Here is a 20330-nt window from a genome sequence, read left to right as displayed (position 1 = left end):
CAACCATGGTATTTGAACTGGATACGAACAGACTGGAGTTTCCACACCCAAGTTATGCAGAAGAAGATGGTTTACTCGCCGTAGGTGGAGATCTTTCGCCAGATCGTTTGCTACTGGCCTATAGTAACGGAATTTTCCCCTGGTTCAGTGATGACAGCCCTATACTTTGGTATGCCCCAGACCCCAGATTTGTGATCGATCCCTCCAAGGTCAAGATCAGCAAAAGCATGGCGAGTGTACTCCGGAAAAAAACATTTTCCTTATCGATAGACCGCAGCTTTAAAGAAGTCATTCAGCTTTGCGCGACTATCAATAGAAAAGATCAGGCTGGAACCTGGATAACCCAGGGCATGATCCAAGCATATAGTAAACTTGCGGAGCTAGGTTATGCACATTCGGTGGAAGTATGGCAAGGTGGTATACTCGTTGGCGGGCTTTATGGCGTGTTAATCAATGGTGTCTTTTGTGGAGAAAGCATGTTTTCAAAAGTCCCCAACGCTTCGAAAGCGGCCCTGATTTATCTCGCCCAAGAAATTGAACTACGTTTAATTGATTGCCAATTTCACACGGATCATTTGGAAAGCATGGGCGGTGAATACCTTTCCTTGACAGATTATTTAGCAATACTAACAAAAGACCAAAGACATGAGTAGTCCCTATCGTAAACATTTTGACATCGCTTCAGCCGTAACTTACCTCACGACACCAGGATCCGGCTTACTTTCACGTGAAACAAAGGCTTGGCGCTCCAAAAGAGACCAAGATTTCTTTGACGCGAACAGTGCCTTACGCGAACAGCAAGGTGCAACTTTAGATGCCTGTCGGGATACGCTCGGTAAATTCTTTAATTGCCCTTCCCAAAATGTGTTCTTATCAAGTTGTTTTTCCTTTGCCTTCAATGCGCTATTGGCAGGTTTACCGAAACAATCGAAAGTGCTGCTATTGGACAATGATTATCCTTCGGTTAATTTTCCTACAATTATAAGCGGTTTTGAACATCAATTTGTCAGGATGGACGAACAGCTGGAAACGAATTTATTGGACACAATAGCAACATTTAAACCAGATGTCCTTATTCTTTCCATTGTTCAATATATTTCGGGATTAAAAATAGACCTATCTTTCATACAGGAACTGAAGCATCAGCATCCCGACTTGTTGATTGTAGGCGACGGCACCCAGTTCTTGGGAACAGATCTTTTTGATTTTACGCTTTCGGGCTTTGACGCCGTATTATCCAGTGGATACAAATGGCTTATGGCTGGCTTCGGCAATGGTTTTGTTCTCTTAAGTGACAGACTCAAAGCGATACTTTATGCGGATATCCAAAAAAATTACAGCTTCCTCAACAACCAATGGATGAATAAATCTGTGGTACAACTTTGTTTTGAACCAGGGCATCTGGACACCCTGTCGCACGGAACGCTACAGCAGTCCCTTCTTCAATTGGAGGAATGGGGATTTTCCGAAACAGTGGCCTATACCCAAAAGTTAATTGCAGATGCCCGCGCTGAACTTGCCGACCGGAAACTGTTATTGGACAGCATCATCAATAGACGTCCACAGAGCAATATTTTCAATATTCAGATCAACCCCGAAAATTATCAGACTCTCCTGGATGAGGGCATAAAATGCTTTCCCCGAGGATCGGGGATCCGTGTTGGATTTCATTTATACAATGATCACTCGGATCTTGAGAAGCTATTATATATTATCGACACAAAAGTAAAGTAAACATGAAATTTAGAATAGGCGACTTAGTACGGTTTGTCGATGAGCCCATTGAGGGGCATATCACATCCATGCAGCCCAACGATATTGTAGGCGTTACAGATGACACTGGTTTTGAGATTCCGGTGCCAATGGATAAAATCACTCTTGTCTTCGGTAATATGCGTCGAGCAGATGATGAACTTGACCAGCATGCGACACCACTGACACCACATCGATTTATCGAAAAAGGAATACTTTTGGCAATTTCGGGAGACCACAAAGATGGACTTGCCAAATTACATATCATCAATGAAACGAGTTTTGAGCTCCTAGTGTCCGTAGCTGAAGCTACAGCGAATAAAGTAAAAGGTATTTTCAGCAATAAAATACCGCCACACGATTCGATGCAGTTTTATACAGGCAACTTTGCAAATGTTGGGAAATGGCCTACCTTCCGTTTTCAGATCATACGGCATAGTGCTAGTTTGCAGGAACTGACATCACCAATCAACAGAGAACAGCGTGTACGTCCTGTAGATCTAACTAATCCAAAAGTCCTGAACGAAATTTTGGATGAAAAAATATGGTCCTACGAACTGGATAAGATTGAAGAGGATTTAGGACTGGACAAGTTGAAAAATCATTTCATACCACATCGTCCAAATAAAAAATAAGCTAGATGAATTTCATCTAGCTTATTTTTTATATACCAAACGGCTTTATTTTATTCAGCTGTCGCAGAAACCTTCTTGGTGCTCAACAATAATAGTACGATGCCAACCAAATAGACAATCCAGCCCCAGCGCATGTGCAGGGATTTAGAAAGCAATTTATCGGCAAATCCCCAGCCGAAATAATTATTGATCTTAAACCAGACCGCTGTTATACTCAACAGATACCAACAGGCGGCCACTCGGGTCATCCACTGATAAGCTCGAACCGCACGGACAAAAAACAAGAGGGCAGTCACCCCGAGTATAAGTAATGTAATAAAGAACAAGTAGGCATCTACCTGATATAAGTTCCAATTTCCCTTAATAGGCACTTTTAAGAATGGTGTCATGCTGGACAAAAAAGAAATGACTAGTCCAACAATGGCAAAGTATTTTTTGATAATAATCATGGTTCAAATTCCTTTAAAACTGCTACGAATATAAGTTGAATATTGACACATATATAACTTGTATTTCACTTTTTGAAAAATTATTCTATTTTTAAGCGCAATTAACGCTTAGAACAAATAAAAAACAAGACTAATCCAAAGATCATCAATCATTTAAATCTGGTTTTCACTTGTTTAAAAGAGATGAATATAATTTTTAGCATTTAAGCCGAATAATAAACATGAAAAGAGAAGTTGAAGAAATCGCAGCAGAACAACCTGCACAGCCTAATAAAAAGAAAAAGATCTATATCATTATTGGCGTCGTGCTATTGGTTGTCCTAGCGGGTGGCGGATATTACAACTATAGCCATCGACAAGCTATCGACGGCCTGCAGGTGGATAGTACCGCGACAGCTGTTGTAGGGTTTGACAATGCAGATCCCAAAGATCTGGAAGATGCTGATGGTTGGAGTTCACTGGAAGACTATCAACACTGGAACAATGCAATCTTCACGATTCCCGAATACGATAATATCCCGTTACGCTATAGAAGGGGTATTACAAAGATATTCATGGGTAATAACTACCTTGAACCTGTAGATGATAAACCTATATACAAGTTTACACGCATAAAAGATCGTGCTAAATCTGTTTTCTGTTATGGTAACTTTACCGATCGCAACGATTCAGACAGTTGGAATAAAGAAATGGCTTTTTTGGTAGAAAAGAACGACTACCAGAGCAGTGCCATCTGGATCATTTCAGCAAAAGGCGATATTTTATTCTGGAAGGAATATTCAAGCGAACTGCCACTCATCAACAGCTTCAAAAAGGGACAAAAAATTTTTATGGATGAGATGAAGTTAGTACCTGCTCCTGCTGATGGAATTATTGTCAAGAATAAAAATTCCAAGTACGCATTAATTTACAATAAAAGCAGCAAGACCTTCGACAGCTATTACCAATACAGTGATAGTGAAATTCAGGAAGCTACCACTTCTGAAGAGGAGCCTTATGTGGAAGAATTGCAAGATGTCACCATCGACTCTGCAACTACAAATACAGGTATTAAAGAGTAGTTTATCGTATTTTATCGCTTAAAATTTTCGTCACGACAGATCGTGACGAAAATCATTCGATATTGATACGCAAAACAAACACCTGAATTACAGACATATAACCATCAAAATCAGCTATTTAAAATCTTTCTAAATTAATCCCTTTGACAGATTTTTGACACAAGCACAAAGCTTTTAAGCTACATTTGTACCGTTAAATATAAGCGAGGGATTAGAGCTTTGAAAAATCTTAAAGTATTAGCGTTTACTCATAAACATGTCGAACTAAAAGATCTAGGTAATCTAGTGATCTGCAATGAGGATTTAGAAAGTCGCCTCATCAATCTAAAGCATAGCCTAGACATTCCAGAGATCTTTTATATTGGTACTTGTAACCGAGTAGAGTTTGTATTTTATGGTGCTCACGAATTGACCCATGAATTCATTGCTGATTTTATGGGAAAATTGAACTTCTGTGTTCCTCAGGAGAGACTACAATGTTATTTAGGACAGGTCAACAAATACGAGGGTATGGATGCTTTAAACCACCTGCTTCGGATGTCATGTTCACTTGAAAGTCTTGTTGTTGGTGAAAAAGAAATTTTGGCACAGGTACGTCGGGCCTATGATCGTTGTAGAGAAGCTGGTTTTACTGGAGATTTTCTACGTCTGATGATGGATCGTCTCGTAAAAACGGCTAAAGAAGTATACACCTATACTAAAATTTCCAGAAACCCAATTTCCGTTGTCTCGCTTGCCTATCGCAAATTGCGCGAACTAAAACTGGTTGAAAACCCTAGAATCGTCATTATCGGTTCTGGAGAAACCAATCAGAACTTAGCGAAATATTTCCAAAAGAACCAAAAAGCTAAGTTCGTTATTTTCAACCGCACAATAGAGAACGCAAAGGCCTTAGCCGAAGAATTAAATGCTGAAGCTTATCCCCTAGCTGATATTGATCAGTACAAAGAAGGCTTTGATATTTTAATTACTTGCACAGGTGCTCCGACCTCCATTATTGACAACACACTTTATCAATCCTTATTAAACGGAGAAACGGATAAGAAAATAATCATTGACTTAGCCGTTCCGAATGATATTGATGCTGAAGTTCTCCAAAACAATCCGATTCATTATATCGAAGTAAGCAGCTTACAAGCTATTGCGGAGAAAAACATCCAAGAGCGTTATAACGAATTGGAGAGTGCCGAAAAGATTATACAGGACAATATCCAAGAATTTTTACCTTTAATCAAACAGCGACGTGTAGAGGTTGCTATGCGTGAGGTTCCTGAAAAGATTAAAGAAATTAAATCATTTGCGCTAAATGAGGTTTTTGCTCAAGAGGTTCAAGCCCTAACCCCTGAAGCGAGAGAAGTATTGGAAAAAGTCATCAACTACATGGAAAAGAAATACATCAAGGTTCCAATGGTTATGGCGAAAGAAATTTTGGTTAAAACTCCAGAAACGGAAAAAAACTAATACTAAGCTTCCTCTTCGAACAGCGTTATATTCTATTACTTTTTGTTGCTTCCCTAGGTTTTGTACCAATGCCTATTAGCGGAATGAATCTGTGCCCGTCACCCGGAGCTATCCTTTGACTGTTTCTTTAAATTTCGGTTTGTCAATTATTTCCTGACATATAATGACAGTAACGTGTCAACATATTCCTTCTATTTATTTATTTTTGCTCTGATTAATGGTATTAAACACATTTTTCCGAAATTGTTTATTTCCGGGGCTCAATTGAATTAAAACACATGCTGTGCTAGTTGAATACGTCGCTACTGGGGGAACATTTTGTGATTGTTTTAATAGGTAAAGTAAAATTAACGTGAATAGAAAACTAATTATTGGTACCCGGGGAAGTGTTCTTGCCATGTGGCAGGCAAATTTTGTAAAAGATCGATTGGCAGAAATCGGAATTGAAGCAGAATTAAAAGTCATTAAAACACAAGGGGATATCATTCAACACCTTCGTTTGGATAAATTAGAAGGCAAAGGATTTTTCACCAAAGAGCTTGAAGAGGAGCTTTTAAGCGGGACCATTGATTTAGCTGTACACTCACACAAAGATTTACCTACGGTCAACCCTCCGGGATTGATCATTGCAGCGGTTTCTGAGCGTGAAGATCCCGCTGAATTATTGATTATCCACAAAGATTGTGTGGATATCAAAAAACGTCTTTCATTAAAACACAATGCGACTGTTGGGACATCATCCAACCGTAGAAAAGCGCAGATCTCGGCGCTACGTCCGGATCTAGAATTTGACGATCTCCGTGGTAATTTACAGACAAGAATCCAGAAGCTACGTGATGAGCAATACGATGCTATCGTACTTGCAAAGGCAGGTATTAGCCGTATTGAAATGGATATTACAGATTTTCATGTGGAAGAGATTCCTCCTGTTGAAATTATCCCGGCACCGGCGCAAGGAGTACTTGCTATTCAGATCCGTGAAGTTGACAAGGAACTTTTTGACGCTTTACAGCCCTTAAACAATGAAGAAGTAGCAAAAACAATCTCCGTAGAACGTTTGGTATTAAATAAATTTGACGCGGGATGTCATGCGCCATTAGGCTGTTATTGCCGTAAAAGCGGTGATGAATACGAAGCTTGGGCCTCTATTGCTGACACAAGCGAAGATTTTCCTGACCGTGTTTACCTTAGAGATACCGATGCGACGCGGTTAGCGGAGCGTATTTTCAGCAAATATGCAAAGGATAGAAAATTGCCACAATCTGTATTTATTTCCCGGGAGGTAGACGAAAATTCCTATTTCGCAAGAGCAATGGCCAAGCACAATATTACTATTGAGGGCCGCTCTTTGATCAAAATATTCCCCATCATCAACAAATTGGATCCTTTTATCCTAAAACACGTGGATTGGATTATATTTTCAAGCAAGAATGGTATTGAGCACTTTTTCAATTTAGAGCCACGTTTGAGCAAAAAGACCAAGATTGGTGTCATTGGCCGTGGCTCGGAAGAGATTTTGCGCAAATATGACCGCGTTGCTGATTTCTCTGGCGACAGTGAGGGCATCAATATGGAGGAAATTGCGAAGAAATTTGCTGAATTGGCCAATGGTGGTACCGTGCTTATACCACGTGCGAAGGAATCTTTGGAGACGATCCAAAAAGCATTAAGCCCGGAGACAAAAATTATCAATATACCGGTATATGAAACGGTCTTAGAAGAAAATGTAGATCCATCCAATGCGGAGGTATTGGTCTTTACCAGTCCGAGCAATGTGGAAGCATATTTTGCAGACAACCTACTGGAACCAGGCCAAAAAGTAATCTGTATTGGCCGCTCTACCGGTGCAAAGTTTGATGAGATGAATGTCCCTTATGCACTTCCTTATTCTCCAGATGAAATAGGTCTTTCTGAAGCCGTTTTTGGATTGGAGTATTAGAATCGTATAAAGTAGTTTGTATTTCAACGTCGGTAAACGATTCCACTGACTTTGAAATAAACAACATAGATCATAAATAATCTTAATATAATGTTACAACGTCCGAGAAGAAATCGTAAATCTGCCGTGATTCGCGACATGATTCAAGAGACACGTTTAGACGCGTCAAATTTGATTTTCCCACTTTTTATCGTCGATGGGCAAAATCAAAAAACTGAGGTTAAATCGATGCCAGGCATCTATCGCTATTCAATAGACAATCTATTGAAGGAAGTGGAAAGTTGCCTGAAGTTGGGCTTACGTTCATTTGATCTTTTCCCTAACATTGAAGAGTCATTAAAAGACAAATATGCTACAGAAAGCTACCGTGATGGAAGTTTATACTTACGTGCAATTGCTGCGGTAAAGAAAAATTTTCCGGAGGCTTGTATCGTAACGGATGTTGCCATGGACCCTTACAGCAGTGACGGGCACGATGGAATTGTCGAAAACGGTGAGATCCTAAACGATGAGACATTAGAGGTATTGGGCAAAATGGCCTTGGCACATGCACAATCAGGTGCAGATATCATTGCACCATCAGATATGATGGATGGCCGCATCGGTTACATCCGTGAGCTATTGGACCATAATAGTTTTACTAACGTTTCTTTGATGTCGTATACGGCAAAATATGCTTCGGCCTATTATGGTCCTTTTAGAGATGCCTTAGGCTCGGCACCCAAGCATGGCGATAAAAAGACCTACCAGATGAATCCTGCCAATGCAAAAGAGGCGCTTATTGAAGCACAGCTCGACGCACAGGAAGGAGCGGATTTTCTGATGGTGAAACCAGGACTTCCCTACTTAGATATCGTTAAACTTCTTGCAGACAACTTCGATCTACCAATTGCAGTATATAATGTCAGTGGAGAATATGCGATGTTAAAGGCGGCAATTCAAAACGGCTGGTTAGACGAACGTGTCATCCTAGAAACGTTATTGAGCTTCAGACGTGCTGGCGCTACAGCAATCTTATCCTACCACTCCAAAGAAGTATTGGAGAAAGGTTTTATTTAACAACTTTCAGATTATCTTCGATAATCGGAATTTAACTAACAAAAGCTCGGGAATTCATTTTCGAGCTTCTGTTTTTTTAAAATATTATTTAAACCTTTTTACGACATTGCGGTCAAACAGAAAATTATAATGCGCCTTATTATGTTAAAAAGTATCATAATCAGCAGTTTCCTTTTATTGGCTCCCTCCATACATGAAACTACCTTTTACTTCTTTTTGGAAGGCAATTGGATTGCGGACAACGCTAAGCTGAAATCAATCACATTTAATAAGAATGGTGACGCCTTATTTACCTTTTCAAATTCAAACCCTCAGGGTCCCCAGACCTCAATTCATCAGAAAGTAGATAGCATTGCTATATTAAATCGCAGAAAATTTAGTGGCTACTTTTTTAGTCCAAATCTTTTTGGAAAATATAGTGATAACAAGACGGCTTTTGAGATTGAAATTAAGTCAGCAAATGAGATTATCCTGTTTGTCAATAAACAGGAAATAAAATTGCTAAAAAAAGAAGCTGTTACTCAATTTAAATAGCTAATATCAGGCTATTATGGATTCCTTACGTTTCTATGAGACTTATCTTCTTAAAAAAAGATAACTTCGCATTCAAATACATAGACTATGCAAGCACCTGATATTTCAAGAGCAAAATCTGCTGAGCTATTTGAAAAAGCAAAACAATATTTCCCTGGAGGCGTAAACTCTCCTGTTAGGGCTTTCAAATCCGTATATGGTACCCCATTATTTATTGAGCGTGGCGATAAAGCACACCTGTGGGATGCTGACGGAAATGAATTCATCGATTTTTGTTGTTCATGGGGCCCCTTAATTTTAGGGCACAATAATGATCAAGTTCGTGAAGCTGTAGCGGCACAACTCGGGAAAGGCTTAAGTTTTGGCGCTCCCACTGCGTTGGAGAACCAACTGGCTGAGTTGATTATCGAAAACAATAGGTTTATTGAGAAAATTCGCTTTGTCAGTTCCGGAACTGAGGCCGTAATGTCTGCAATCCGTTTGGCTAGAGGCTACACGAAACGTGATAAGATCATCAAATTTGATGGCTGTTATCATGGCCACTCCGATTCTCTTTTGGTTAAAGCGGGTTCTGGTTTGGTCACTTTTGGTGAGACATCATCGGCTGGTGTACCTAAAGCATTTGCAGACGAAACCATTGTTATCGAATTAAACGATAAGCAAGCTTTAGAAGCTGCTTTTGCAGAATTTAAAGATCAGATTGCCGCAGTTATTATTGAGGGTATACCTGCAAACAATGGCTTATTGTTGCAATCTAAGGAATATGTTCACTTCTTACGTAATATCACCAAAGAACATGGTGCAATGTTGATTATGGATGAAGTGATCACGGGATTCCGTATTGGTTTTGAAGGTGCTTCGGCTTACTATGACGTACAACCAGATATTATTACCTACGGCAAAATTATTGGTGGCGGAATGCCTGTTGGTGCCTATGGAGCCTCAAAAGAATTGATGGCCTGTATATCTCCTGATGGTGCAGTTTACCAAGCCGGAACTTTATCCGGAAATCCAGTTGCTATGGCTGCCGGCATTGCCGCATTAGGTATCTTGGCACAAAAGGATTTCTACACAAATTTAAATGCCAAAACAGAAGCTTTCGTCAATGATATGCGTACTTATATTGCGGAGAAAGGATATAAAGTTCAACTTTTCCATGTGGCTTCTATTTTTTGGTTTGCCTTCACAGAACAGCACGAAATTAAAAAAGCGAGTGAAATCGATCCTAAATCGATGGAATCTTATAAAATTATGCACCGCGAATTGTTAAATCGTGGCGTATATTTTGGTCCTTCAGGCTATGAAGTAGGCTTTGTTTCTGATGCACATACAGCAGCGGATCTTGACCAGGCAAAAAAACATATTTTCGATGCTTTAGACATTGTCTTTAGTGCATAAAATCAAACTACTATAAAAAAGCCCTCCAGTATATTACTAGAGGGCTTTTTTTATAGGTTAGTGGAAGTATAGGCTCGAATCAACGTGCTTATTAGAGTTTGTTTGCCAGCTTCTTATCTTTAGATTTCATCTTATTTAGTCCGGCAATAAGTTCATCCAATGAAAACTTACCTTTGATATCCATAAAAACACTTTCATCTTCGTTATCATGAACGAGTAGAGAAACCCGCTGAATAACATTATTCTTATCAATACGCGCATTCAGCGAAATCTCCTGTCCATCCGTGTTAATAACCAGTAATTCCTCAAATTTGTTCTTCTTCAAAAACTTATGGTAATCGTCCAAAATCCGTGCATTCTTCGTTTTGTCATTATTTGAAAGTGTCAGCATTCTGAACTTCTTTAATTTCTTTACAATTTCAGCCATTGCACGAGACTCTTCATCATTATCGTCCTTTAAGGCTTTTTTCATAAAGGGTTTTGTTAACCACATCGGTAAATTAATGGCAACAATCTCAGCGTCGTCCGATACATTAGACCGGCTGACGAAATCCATATTGGAGGCTTTTTTTATCATGCATGACTGCATGGAGAAAAGAACGCCAACTAGGCACAACAAGGTTAGTAATCTTTTCATAATCTTCTACTTTTTGTTGTTATCACCTTTATTCTTACTCACTTTATTGTTCCCTTCGTTGACCAAGCTAGTCACGTCTTTCAACGGTATAGCCCCGTCAAGGATCATAAATAGATTTTGCCCATCTCCGTTGATCGTTAGTAACAGATTGTTTAAGATGTCGGCATTTGCAGACATATTTTCGACCATGAACCGGATATCCTGACCTTCATTATTGAGCGACATGAGTTCTTCATACTTTAAATTTGAAACTGCCCCTTGAATAATACCTGTTAAGGCTTTATCCTCCCCATCTTCAACAATCAGCATCCGCAACGATTTAACATTCTTAAGTAGTGGTGTAATTGTCTGCATATCCTCATCGTCTATTTTCAAATTACCCAATAGCTTGAACATCGGCGCCCCGATTTTTAGTGTTGTCACACCTTTCTTTCCTTGATATTGTTCAAAAAGTTTATCCAATTTTGAAATTTGTGCATTTGCCATACTTGCTACAAGTAGAAGGCAAGCTATTAAAAAACCTTTCATTTTATTTTAGTTAATCGTTATTGACATTTGTTTTATATTCATTGCTTTATCTACACCATTTTCCAGATTATTTGCCAGTAAGCCTAAAGATTTTAGGGTCAGTTCAACAGCTTCCTGTTCGTTCGCGACAGGTTTCCCATTCAAAACCACATAATCTGCCTGATAGGGTTCACTTTCGACTGATTGCAGACTTTCAGCAACTATTTTCTTCTTTTCAGTCCATGCCTTCGCTCGTTTTTTAACTTTAGAATGTTTGAGCGTTTCTGCGATCTGTAACGTCTTACCGCTTTCCACCGAAGGGGTCCCATCATTAGCATTGGAAACTACCGTTTCTTCATTTTGTTGTTCGATCAGCTTCTTGTCCGCGGATTTTAGCTCTTTCATTTCCTTTTCGGCAAGTACAGGTACTCGCGTTGTTGGTTCCTGATTTAGGAATAGTGCAATTCCAATAGCCATTAACAACATGGCTGCTGCTGCATATTTTATCCAGCTATTATTCCACCAGATAATACGTTTCTTATCATCATTGATCTCACTTTGGAAGTCCTCAAAGGACCAATCCATTGTCCTATTCTTTTCCTGATTCAATGATTGAAAAAAAGCATCATCCGAGCTTTTCAATGCTCTTTCTTCCTCTAATGACGACTGGCCATTAAAGTACTTCTCTTCCAATTCTTTTAATTTCTTATCTTTCATCACTGTTCATCTTATTTTCAAAGACGATGAAACAATCGTGTTTATTTCTTATCAGAATAAATCCTCATGGTTTCATAATCGAATAATTTTGTCAATTGTTCTTTTACCTTCTGTCTAGCACGCATCAGATTAACTCTTACCGCAGACTCGCCCATCTCCAATACTTCACCGATTTCATCGATGTCATAATCCTCAACATCGCGCAGATGCATAACAAGCCGTTGTTTTTCGGGAAGGGAATTGATCATTTCAAGGATAATTTCTTTCGTATTCCCAACAGTATGTTCCGTCATGGTAACAACCTGATGCTGCTCAACAAAGTCTGCCCTGACCTTATCTTTTTTTAGACGATTGAGCGCTTCATTTTTAACACTCTGCATGCAGAAGGCTTCCATATTTTTATATTGAAGCAGCTGATCTTTTAATTGCCACAACCGCATCATCACATTTTGTACCGCATCAAAAGCCTCATCATCATCAACCAAGATCCGTTTCGCAAAGCGAAATAGCTTATCCTTATGGATGAAAACGGTATTTTTAAATTGCTCTTGGTTCATGTTATCGTCAATATTGAGACTTACGCTATTTTAATCTTCTAATCGGCTTTTGCCCCATCTCCGTATCACCTGTGCCTTTTATATTATCAAGACATTTCAGCTTATCGATTTATTACATCTAATATGACTATTTTTTTAAAAATATTTAATTCACTGTGTATTAAACTTCAATGAGTAGCCCAAACGGCCTATTTTTAACCTTATTACAAACAAAATAGGAACATAGACTGTTACTTAAGATGCTGAATGATTAAAAAATTAAACAAAAAAATTATGAAGTATTACAGAATTATCGGTATTACTGCTGCAGTAGCGCTCATGGTAGGCGCTATCGGGTGTAACAACTCATCTACGAAAAGTACAGGTGGAGCTGACTCAAGCAGCAGTATGGACACAAATACTGCACAGAAAATGGACTCAATCACCGTTAGTCCTATTGCAGACTCGAAAGAATTTCCTGGAGCTGATCTGCAGATCGCCTCGATCACTGCAGAAAAGGTAGGAACAGACTCCGCAAAAGTAACTGTAAAATATGCGATTAAGAATTTCAAATTAACGGAGATGACCGATGATGCCCATGCTGCCCATATGGCAAATTCGCATGATGGGCAACATATTCATTTTATTTTAGACAATAAACCTTACACGGCTCTCTACAAGCCCGAGAACTCTGTAACAGTACCGTTAAATTCGGAACATTACCTGCTCTCATTTTTATCAAGATCCTATCATGAATCCATAAAAACCACTGAAGCTTCTAAATTGGTAAAATTTAAGATTGATGCAACGGGTAAATTGACGACGGATGCAACACCAAAGGAATCATCACTTTTCTATTCTCGACCTAAAGGTGAGTATAAAGGAGATGAAACAAAAAATCTCCTGTTAGATTTTTACGTAATCAATACCAAACTTGCTCCAGATGGCAACAAGGTAATTGCAGATATCAATGGCCAGACATTTACATTGGACAAATGGGGCCCATATGAGATAAAAGGCCTGCCAATGGGCAACAATAAAGTAAAATTGACTCTAGTAGATAAGGATGGTAATGCTGTTACCGGAGATAATGTTTCGGTAGAACGTGATATCAAACTGTCTGAAAAATAAATCCAGAGCTGTACAAAACAAAAAAGAGTCGCATTGAAATGCGACTCTTTTTTGTTTAGGATAAACTTTGAGCAACAATAAGGCATCGTCTTTATTCCTTTTTGATTAAGGTAGTTTGTCAAAATCAATTTCTGGTGCATTATTTTTATTCCGGAATTCAAACTTACTTCCTTGCTTAACAACGTCACTAAAGAAACCACCATTTCTAAGAAAGTATCCGTTTTTGTTGATGCCGCCGATTGCATCAATGCGCTGATTTGCACGATAGGTATTATCCACACTGAAAGAAGCCGCTTGTACAGCTTTCCATTGCCCATCATAGACCCATTGATTGCCAAACTCAACCTTTCTACCCAGGTAGCCTTGATTCGGACTAAAGTTCTCCAAGAAACTATGGAATCGTTTCAGGTAGGTATTTGTCTGCGGACGTTTGAAGCTTGCGATCACATTCCATGCATTCTCTTCAGGTACAAAAAACCAGGCGGTATAGTCGGTATTTCCTCTTCCATCGGGCACACCTTTCAAGAGAAACTTATAGGTTATACCTGCTTTCCAAAAGTACTTGCGGTAACTCTGCCCGCCTGACCCTTCATTTCCAAACTCGCCCGAATGCACATCCTTTCCTTTTTTTAGTAGATGGATTTTTTGCTCATCTGGAATACTTTTCGGATCATCTGTATGGAATGGACTCCATACGGAAAATAAGATACGTCGCTCGGTTTCTGAATTAACCTGTATACCAAAGTAGCCTTCGCCAAAACCATTCGCCATAAAATAGGAACCAACTTTATCTTCGCCTTGAGGGACGGTAACTTCATTATAATAGTAACTCACGTTGCCCTCCGTAGGAACGGTATAATTAAGATGACAGGAAGGTCCTCTTCGGGACCAGTAGTAATAGTCGGGGTTATCAGAATAGATAAGTCCTTCTGACGCGGCTTCACCGCTAACAAGTAGTTCTGTCACATTAGCAAAATTACTGCCCGATTTACTGACTCCTTTTAGGTCGACCCGAACATAACCGGGAGCCTTTATTTCAATGGACAGCGGAGCTGTTTCGGCAAGTTCATTTCCTTCAACATCTACAACGGCTTTTTTCCCTAGTGCGTCAATTTCTATTTTAGATTTCCCAGCATCATTTTTCGCTTTCAGCTTTAATGTCAATTTCCCTGCTTTCTGAGCCCGAAAATAAACCGATGCCACTTCCTGATTGCTTGACCATTTTACGAGGCCATTACGACCGGAAATTTCCGCATCACCGGCTTGCCCTGCGGTGATGAAAGCGTTCCCGGCTAGAGGAACGGCATACGTCTTCCCTGCTGTCTGTGCGATACCGCTTATCGAAAGACAGGATAAAGCTCCCAGAAAGAGATACTGGATAAAGTGTTTTCTTTTCATACTTTATTTTTTTTATCAATTTATATATCAACCTTAAGCTAGTTATACTACCTGCGGTTATTCATATTCGTCATAAACTCGAGATGCTATTACATTCTAATACTTCGCGAAACCGACTACTTTATTAGTTCCGAAATTCAATTTATCAGCTACCTTTATGCTGCACTTTACTATTGAATAAAGATGGTATCGGTTTGTGAAACTGGATTATTTGATGAAGATAAGGCTTAGATTTACAGAAAAAGAAAGGAAATGTATATCAATCGATTGTGTAAAAAAACGGCAATAATTGACCACCATTCCTTTCCATTTAAATGAACTATTATAAAATGAGATGTATATTTTAACATTTTAAAAATACGATCTAATCTTTTTGTGTATTTTTAGGATCAGAGTCCCCTTTTATAAAAGCTAAAATAGCAAGCTCCATGGACAAATCTGCTTATAGCACATCAAAACGTATCTTAGGACAAAAACAAATCTCCATATTGATCCATGGACTCGCCTGGCTTATTTTCTTATCCTTTCCAGTACTATTTTTTAACAACGGTCAATTGGAAATTAAGGAAATACTTTTTGCACCGGCATTTTGGATTTTCACAGGCTGTTTTTTAATCCTATTTTATGTCAATGCCTATGTACTGATTCCATACAGCATAAAGCATCGAAAATTTATCAGTTACGGAATCTCCATTATTTTGACAGGTTTGTTACTAGCTTGCTATCTTCAGCCCTTTGACCGGCTGATGCGTATTGGACGTCAACAATTACCGACCCCTGGGGACAGAGAATTTTCACCTAGGCATCATCCTGATTTTCCACCGCCACCATCTGCTAGGCATTTCCCATACCGAGGTCCAGGGCAATCCCCGGGACAACGGCCACAACCTATCGATATCGCTTCTGTGTATATTTTCCTGTTAACTATTAGCCTTGCCGCGCTCTATAGAATCGTAACCTATTGGATGGAAACGCAGCAAAAAATGCAATTGGTCGAACAAGACCGTATGAAGGCCGAACTTTCCTTTTTAAAAGCGCAAGTCCACCCCCACTTCTTGTTTAATACCTTAAATAATATTTACGCATTGGCACTGACCAATGATGATGCCGTCGCAAGTAGTATTCATCGTCTTTCGCAATTAATGCGTTATTACATGGATGAACGGCACAGTGATACGATTGACATCAAGATCGAAATCCAGGCTATACAAGATTTTATCAATCTCCAAAAGCTACGCATTGGCCCGAATTGTTCGATCAGTGAACACTATACGGGGCTCGAACACCCTAAAACGATACACGCATTTGTGCTGCTTCCTTTTGTTGAAAATGCGTTCAAATATGGATTAAGCACCATAGAGCCCTGCCAATTAAGTTTTGAGGTCATTCTAACGCCAACATCCTGCACATTAAATGTAAAGAATAGCATTGCTACACAGTCAACCGAACAACACCGCACAGGAACAGGCCTTAAAAATGTTCAACGTCTATTGGAACATTTTTATGCCGACAGGCACCGCCTGACGATCCAACAGGAGGATCATTCTTTTTTTGTTCAGCTTATCCTCTATATTTCTCCATAAATTGTTTTTATATTAGGCTATACGATTATGTATACATAAAGCAGTCTATCTTAATTTAATCGATGTTAACTTGCATAGCTCTTGACGATGAACCATTGGCTCTTCGTGTTATTTCTACGTTCACAGCAAAGCATCCCGCTATACAGCTTGCTGGAACCTTCAATAACCCCCATGAAGCGAAGTTGTATCTCGCCAATAACAGTGTTGATTTGATTTTTTTGGATATTGATATGCTCGAAATCAACGGTATTGATTTTGCAAAAAACTTAAATCCAAGACCCTTATTGATTTTCACTACGGCACATAAAGAATATGCGATAGATGGATTTGAACTTGATTCAGTAGACTATCTTCTCAAACCATTTGACTTCACTCGTTTTGAACGGGCTATCGATAAGGCAATGACACGTTCAGCTTCACAGAGCCATCGCCCTTTCTTAATCGTTAATGTGGAATATCAACGCATCAAAATCTACCTTGATGAAATTGAGTGTTTGGAAAGCATGCAAGATTATATCAAAATTCATCTCATACAAGGAAAAACAATATTGACTTTGTCGACGATGAAAGCCATGTTGGATCGTTTACCGCCAAATCAGTTTATCCGCATTCATCGCAGTTTTGTTATCGCGGTCAAACACATCATTACGTTTTCACAACGTAAAATACAATTACCCAACTTCACATTGAAAGTCGGCGATGGGTACTATAATGAAGTGATCAAATGTTTACGTGATTCGTCGATGCAATAAGCCTCTTTATCGACACTTAACATTATTTTACATCTCCGTCCACTACCTTGCTTCCATTCATAAAAAAGAAGAGATATGGAACGCAAAAATTTTATAAAAACCTTATCATTGCTGGCATTTACAGGTCCAATGGTCTGGGCAGCCTGCAAGAAAGACGATACCGCATCAACCACGGACGAGGGCACTGACGTCAATGTCGATTCAAGCTGTAGTGTGACACCATCTGAAACCGAAGGGCCCTTTCCGACAAAAACACCTTCAAGTTATGTCCGCTCAGATATACGCAAAGGTGATGGTATTGGGGCTAATATGCTCGGTTTAATTACTATTGTCAATACAAATAATAACTGTGCGGCACTAGAAGGTGCCTTAGTGGATATATGGCATTGTGATGTGGAAGGTAATTACTCGCAATATGGTGGAACACAAATGCAATCCAGCAACTATCAGTCTGTCAATTGGTATCGTGGTAGACAAGTTACCAATGCCAATGGACTTGTTTCTTTCCAAACCATCTTTCCGGGCTGGTATCAAGGCCGAGCAACACATATTCACGTCCATGTATATGATGCTACCGGTAAATCGCTATTAGTGACACAAATCGCTTTTCAAGATAGCCTGTGTCTTGAAGTCAATAATACAGGTTCATCTTATGGTTACAAAAAAGGTGTTTCAGGATATACCTATAATGCCAATGACAACGTATTCAGCGATGGTGTTACCAAAGAAATGTCTACGGTCACAGGATCCTTATCTGAAGGTTTCCAAATGAAAATGACGATTCATGTTAATGCTTAACAGCCTGATCATGCAGGATATTAGAATCTATATCGCGGAACAGCGAGGGGAAACATCTACCGGAACACATTTAGTCAGGAGCACCCTCAATTATGGCTCCTTTGCTGCTCCTCACCGGGAAGCTATTGGTCGACTTCAACAGGTCAATAACTGGGAAGTTGCGCCTCAAGGCACTTTGGATCTCCCGACCAATAAAGGTACGGTCTCGCTTTTGATTCCTTTGATTGGGGATCTACTTGTAACAATGAATGGCCAAACCTACACGGTACCCGTTGGGACAATCTTAATATGCAATCCTGGAAATAGTACGGCAATTCATATAAGGGCATCGTCCGAAACTGAAGGCCCAGTGACCTTTCAAGAATTTGGACTTAATTCGACAATACACACTCCTACACTACCTCATATCGTGGATCTTCCATTTACATCTTCATTTGAGAAAAACAAGATGTATCCTGTAGGCACCGATTTAGCTACTGATTTTCAGTTCTACTTCGGTGCATTTGCTGGAAAACATGATTTTGAATTACAAACTGGCCCAGACCACAAAAACGTATTTGCATTTACGTTAGATGGTAATTTTGAAATTGAAGAACGCATCCTTTATCCATTTGATGGTCTTTATCTACCATATTCAAACAATTTGGACATCGAATTTTTATCAGCAACTGGCCTTTTGGTAGTTTTGAGTTTCTAAAAATAATATCCATCATCAAAGTCCAACCTATCAATTCACTCTGATTCAATAGGCTGTCGACATAAGAGTCCGTTTTTTTGAAAAACGACATATCATTGTTCATAACTGGATAATGTACGTTTCGAAAGACCGATTCATAAAAAAGTGAAGGGGCTACCCTTCACTTTTCCACACGATATTAATAAAATGTTGAAAACCTTATTTCGCTTTCAGGACGAACTCCCAAGTTATTCACAACTTGTTAATATTGCTGTTTAATATCCTAAAAAGGGTTAAAAACCAACGCTTTTCAAGTTTAATCCTGTACGCTCGTCTAAACCGAACATTAAGTTCATATTTTGTACAGCTTGACCGGATGCTCCTTTAAGCAAATTATCAGTCGCATTTAAAATAAGGAGCTTATTTCCGTGCTTTTCGAGGTGGATAATACTTTTATTTGTATTGACAACCTGCTTAAGGTCGATATTTTTTTTGCTGATATGCGTAAAAGGGTGAGCGGCATAATAGCTCTCATACAATGCGTAGGCCTGCTCTTCAGACAAATCGGTGTCTACATAAATAGCCGAGAAAATTCCCCGGGCAAAATCTCCACGTTGTGGAACAAAATTAATTTTTGCTGCAGCACGTTCCAACAACGATCCTGCTGACACCGGTAAAAATCCCGCTTGCAGCTGATCCAAAGATTCTGAAATTTCCTGTAAATGCTGGTGTTCAAAAGATTTGTAAGCAGAAAGATTATTGTTACGCCAGGAAAAATGCGTGGTTGCACCCGGTTTTTGCCCCGCTCCTGTTGATCCAGTCGTTGCATTAACATGGATTTGATCCGGTAATAAGCCTTTACTCGCTAATGGCAATAAAGCCAATTGTATGTTTGTAGCAAAGCATCCTGGGTTTGCAATATACTGCGCTGTTTTGATTGCTTCTTTGTTTAGTTCTGGAAGCCCATACACAAATTGGTGCCCTTGGAAAGCTGTATTCGCACGAAGACGATAATCTTGTGAAAGATCAATAATCTTCACGGATGCATCGATCGGATTTGCATCTAAAAATTTGCGTGCATCTCCATGGCCCACACATAAAAACAAGACATCAATCGCGGAGTGATAGTCGGAAGAGAAGGTCAATTCAGTATCGCCAAATAAATCATTGTGAACTTCATATAACTTATTTCCTGCATTGGAAGCACTATTAGCAAATACGATTTCCACCTCAGGATGATAAATCAATACACGTAATAATTCACCACCAGTATATCCTGCCGAACCAATTATTCCTACTCTTATCAT

21 protein-coding genes are annotated in these 20330 nt (G+C 39.3%); 14 read left to right on the top strand and 7 right to left on the bottom strand.

All coding sequences use genetic code 11. The features are described 5' to 3' along the window. The first annotated feature begins 5 nt into the window (after nt 1-5). Genes aat through B3H30_RS17995 form a run of 3 tightly spaced genes read left to right on the top strand, consistent with a single transcriptional unit; the run spans nt 6 to nt 2387 of the window. Nucleotides 6-653, top strand: a complete 648-nt coding sequence (gene aat, locus B3H30_RS18005) for a leucyl/phenylalanyl-tRNA--protein transferase (protein ID WP_286727370.1) — start codon at nt 6-8, stop codon at nt 651-653. After that, nucleotides 646-1734: an aminotransferase class V-fold PLP-dependent enzyme gene (locus tag B3H30_RS18000; RefSeq protein WP_286775311.1), complete on the top strand. Its 1089-nt coding sequence runs from the start codon at nt 646-648 to the stop codon at nt 1732-1734. The genes aat and B3H30_RS18000 overlap by 8 nt, the downstream gene beginning before the upstream one ends. Nucleotides 1735-1736: 2 nt before the next feature. Beyond that, complete coding sequence (locus B3H30_RS17995; protein WP_070562009.1) at nt 1737-2387, top strand: hypothetical protein; 651 nt, start codon at nt 1737-1739, stop codon at nt 2385-2387. A gap of 50 nt (nt 2388-2437) precedes the next feature. On the opposite strand, the gene B3H30_RS17990 is transcribed toward B3H30_RS17995, so the two are convergent. Next, the gene (locus B3H30_RS17990) at nt 2438-2836 is read right to left on the bottom strand and encodes a hypothetical protein (RefSeq protein WP_070562007.1); all 399 of its coding nucleotides are present in this window, start codon (nt 2834-2836) and stop codon (nt 2438-2440) included. 221 nt (nt 2837-3057) lie between these two features. Here B3H30_RS17990 and B3H30_RS17985 point away from each other — a divergent pair, with 221 nt between their 5' ends. The 6 genes from B3H30_RS17985 (at nt 3058) to hemL (ending at nt 10288) form a co-directional block, all read left to right on the top strand. Beyond that, nucleotides 3058-3897, top strand: a complete 840-nt coding sequence (locus B3H30_RS17985; RefSeq protein ID WP_286767314.1) for a hypothetical protein — start codon at nt 3058-3060, stop codon at nt 3895-3897. A 219-nt stretch (nt 3898-4116) separates the two neighbouring features. Beyond that, entirely contained in the window at nt 4117-5358 is a 1242-nt protein-coding gene (gene hemA / locus B3H30_RS17980) for a glutamyl-tRNA reductase (protein WP_070562003.1), read from the top strand. Nucleotides 5359-5710: 352 nt separating this feature from the next. Continuing rightward, on the top strand, nt 5711-7297 hold the full coding sequence (gene hemC, locus B3H30_RS17975) for a hydroxymethylbilane synthase (protein ID WP_070562001.1): 1587 nt from the start codon (nt 5711-5713) through the stop codon (nt 7295-7297). A gap of 90 nt (nt 7298-7387) precedes the next feature. Beyond that, entirely contained in the window at nt 7388-8356 is a 969-nt protein-coding gene (gene hemB / locus B3H30_RS17970; protein ID WP_286775310.1) for a porphobilinogen synthase, read from the top strand. Nucleotides 8357-8497: 141 nt separating this feature from the next. Continuing rightward, complete coding sequence (locus tag B3H30_RS17965; protein ID WP_139144909.1) at nt 8498-8890, top strand: hypothetical protein; 393 nt, start codon at nt 8498-8500, stop codon at nt 8888-8890. 87 nt (nt 8891-8977) lie between these two features. Next, on the top strand, nt 8978-10288 hold the full coding sequence (gene hemL, locus B3H30_RS17960) for a glutamate-1-semialdehyde 2,1-aminomutase (protein ID WP_046674928.1): 1311 nt from the start codon (nt 8978-8980) through the stop codon (nt 10286-10288). Nucleotides 10289-10379: 91 nt separating this feature from the next. On the opposite strand, the gene B3H30_RS17955 is transcribed toward hemL, so the two are convergent. Genes B3H30_RS17955 through B3H30_RS17940 form a run of 4 tightly spaced genes read right to left on the bottom strand, consistent with a single transcriptional unit; the run spans nt 10380 to nt 12706 of the window. Next, nucleotides 10380-10925 (bottom strand): DUF4252 domain-containing protein, encoded by a 546-nt coding sequence (locus B3H30_RS17955; RefSeq protein ID WP_083295802.1) that lies wholly within the window; start codon nt 10923-10925, stop codon nt 10380-10382. Between the two features lie 6 nt (nt 10926-10931). Next, a complete protein-coding gene (locus B3H30_RS17950) occupies nt 10932-11453 on the bottom strand; it encodes a DUF4252 domain-containing protein (protein ID WP_046674926.1) in 522 nt (173 codons plus the stop codon). A 6-nt stretch (nt 11454-11459) separates the two neighbouring features. Beyond that, entirely contained in the window at nt 11460-12149 is a 690-nt protein-coding gene (locus tag B3H30_RS17945) for a hypothetical protein (protein ID WP_286710086.1), read from the bottom strand. Between the two features lie 41 nt (nt 12150-12190). Further along, nucleotides 12191-12706, bottom strand: coding sequence for an RNA polymerase sigma factor (locus B3H30_RS17940; RefSeq protein WP_286710087.1), 516 nt, complete (start codon nt 12704-12706; stop codon nt 12191-12193). A gap of 273 nt (nt 12707-12979) precedes the next feature. On the opposite strand from B3H30_RS17940, the gene B3H30_RS17935 reads away from it, so the two are divergent. Then, nucleotides 12980-13816 (top strand): hypothetical protein, encoded by an 837-nt coding sequence (locus B3H30_RS17935; RefSeq protein WP_286710088.1) that lies wholly within the window; start codon nt 12980-12982, stop codon nt 13814-13816. Between the two features lie 105 nt (nt 13817-13921). On the opposite strand, the gene B3H30_RS17930 is transcribed toward B3H30_RS17935, so the two are convergent. Beyond that, a complete protein-coding gene (locus B3H30_RS17930) occupies nt 13922-15214 on the bottom strand; it encodes a DUF3472 domain-containing protein (protein ID WP_070561991.1) in 1293 nt (430 codons plus the stop codon). A gap of 428 nt (nt 15215-15642) precedes the next feature. On the opposite strand from B3H30_RS17930, the gene B3H30_RS17925 reads away from it, so the two are divergent. The 4 genes from B3H30_RS17925 to B3H30_RS17910 all read left to right on the top strand — a co-directional run bounded on the left by B3H30_RS17925 (nt 15643) and on the right by B3H30_RS17910 (nt 19044). Then, a complete protein-coding gene (locus B3H30_RS17925) occupies nt 15643-16797 on the top strand; it encodes a sensor histidine kinase (protein ID WP_070561990.1) in 1155 nt (384 codons plus the stop codon). Nucleotides 16798-16859: 62 nt separating this feature from the next. Further along, nucleotides 16860-17549 (top strand): LytR/AlgR family response regulator transcription factor, encoded by a 690-nt coding sequence (locus tag B3H30_RS17920; RefSeq protein WP_070561988.1) that lies wholly within the window; start codon nt 16860-16862, stop codon nt 17547-17549. Nucleotides 17550-17624: 75 nt separating this feature from the next. Beyond that, on the top strand, nt 17625-18347 hold the full coding sequence (locus tag B3H30_RS17915) for an intradiol ring-cleavage dioxygenase (RefSeq protein ID WP_070561986.1): 723 nt from the start codon (nt 17625-17627) through the stop codon (nt 18345-18347). Between the two features lie 10 nt (nt 18348-18357). Next, complete coding sequence (locus tag B3H30_RS17910) at nt 18358-19044, top strand: hypothetical protein (RefSeq protein ID WP_139144908.1); 687 nt, start codon at nt 18358-18360, stop codon at nt 19042-19044. Nucleotides 19045-19316: 272 nt separating this feature from the next. Here B3H30_RS17910 and argC read toward each other — a convergent pair whose 3' ends face one another. Beyond that, nucleotides 19317-20330 (bottom strand): N-acetyl-gamma-glutamyl-phosphate reductase, encoded by a 1014-nt coding sequence (gene argC / locus B3H30_RS17905; RefSeq protein ID WP_139144907.1) that lies wholly within the window; start codon nt 20328-20330, stop codon nt 19317-19319.

This window comes from Sphingobacterium sp. UBA7038 (genome assembly GCF_002494055.1).
Lineage (GTDB): Bacteria > Bacteroidota > Bacteroidia > Sphingobacteriales > Sphingobacteriaceae > Sphingobacterium > Sphingobacterium multivorum.
This window is presented reverse-complemented; position numbering and strand designations above follow the sequence as displayed.

Coding starts and splice junctions, on each gene's coding strand:
- B3H30_RS17955 (WP_083295802.1), bottom strand. CDS start 10,925: ATGAAAAGATTACTAACCTTGTTGTGCCTAGTTGGCGTTCTTTTCTCC.
- hemL (WP_046674928.1), top strand. CDS start 8,978: ATGCAAGCACCTGATATTTCAAGAGCAAAATCTGCTGAGCTATTTGAA.
- aat (WP_286727370.1), top strand. CDS start 6: ATGGTATTTGAACTGGATACGAACAGACTGGAGTTTCCACACCCAAGT.
- B3H30_RS17920 (WP_070561988.1), top strand. CDS start 16,860: ATGTTAACTTGCATAGCTCTTGACGATGAACCATTGGCTCTTCGTGTT.
- B3H30_RS17940 (WP_286710087.1), bottom strand. CDS start 12,706: ATGAACCAAGAGCAATTTAAAAATACCGTTTTCATCCATAAGGATAAG.
- B3H30_RS17950 (WP_046674926.1), bottom strand. CDS start 11,453: ATGAAAGGTTTTTTAATAGCTTGCCTTCTACTTGTAGCAAGTATGGCA.
- B3H30_RS17990 (WP_070562007.1), bottom strand. CDS start 2,836: ATGATTATTATCAAAAAATACTTTGCCATTGTTGGACTAGTCATTTCT.
- argC (WP_139144907.1), bottom strand. CDS start 20,330: ATGATAAGAGTAGGAATAATTGGTTCGGCAGGATATACTGGTGGTGAA.
- B3H30_RS17985 (WP_286767314.1), top strand. CDS start 3,058: ATGAAAAGAGAAGTTGAAGAAATCGCAGCAGAACAACCTGCACAGCCT.
- B3H30_RS18000 (WP_286775311.1), top strand. CDS start 646: ATGAGTAGTCCCTATCGTAAACATTTTGACATCGCTTCAGCCGTAACT.
- B3H30_RS17935 (WP_286710088.1), top strand. CDS start 12,980: ATGAAGTATTACAGAATTATCGGTATTACTGCTGCAGTAGCGCTCATG.
- B3H30_RS17930 (WP_070561991.1), bottom strand. CDS start 15,214: ATGAAAAGAAAACACTTTATCCAGTATCTCTTTCTGGGAGCTTTATCC.
- B3H30_RS17965 (WP_139144909.1), top strand. CDS start 8,498: ATGTTAAAAAGTATCATAATCAGCAGTTTCCTTTTATTGGCTCCCTCC.
- B3H30_RS17945 (WP_286710086.1), bottom strand. CDS start 12,149: ATGAAAGATAAGAAATTAAAAGAATTGGAAGAGAAGTACTTTAATGGC.
- B3H30_RS17915 (WP_070561986.1), top strand. CDS start 17,625: ATGGAACGCAAAAATTTTATAAAAACCTTATCATTGCTGGCATTTACA.
- B3H30_RS17925 (WP_070561990.1), top strand. CDS start 15,643: ATGGACAAATCTGCTTATAGCACATCAAAACGTATCTTAGGACAAAAA.
- B3H30_RS17995 (WP_070562009.1), top strand. CDS start 1,737: ATGAAATTTAGAATAGGCGACTTAGTACGGTTTGTCGATGAGCCCATT.
- B3H30_RS17910 (WP_139144908.1), top strand. CDS start 18,358: ATGCAGGATATTAGAATCTATATCGCGGAACAGCGAGGGGAAACATCT.
- hemB (WP_286775310.1), top strand. CDS start 7,388: ATGTTACAACGTCCGAGAAGAAATCGTAAATCTGCCGTGATTCGCGAC.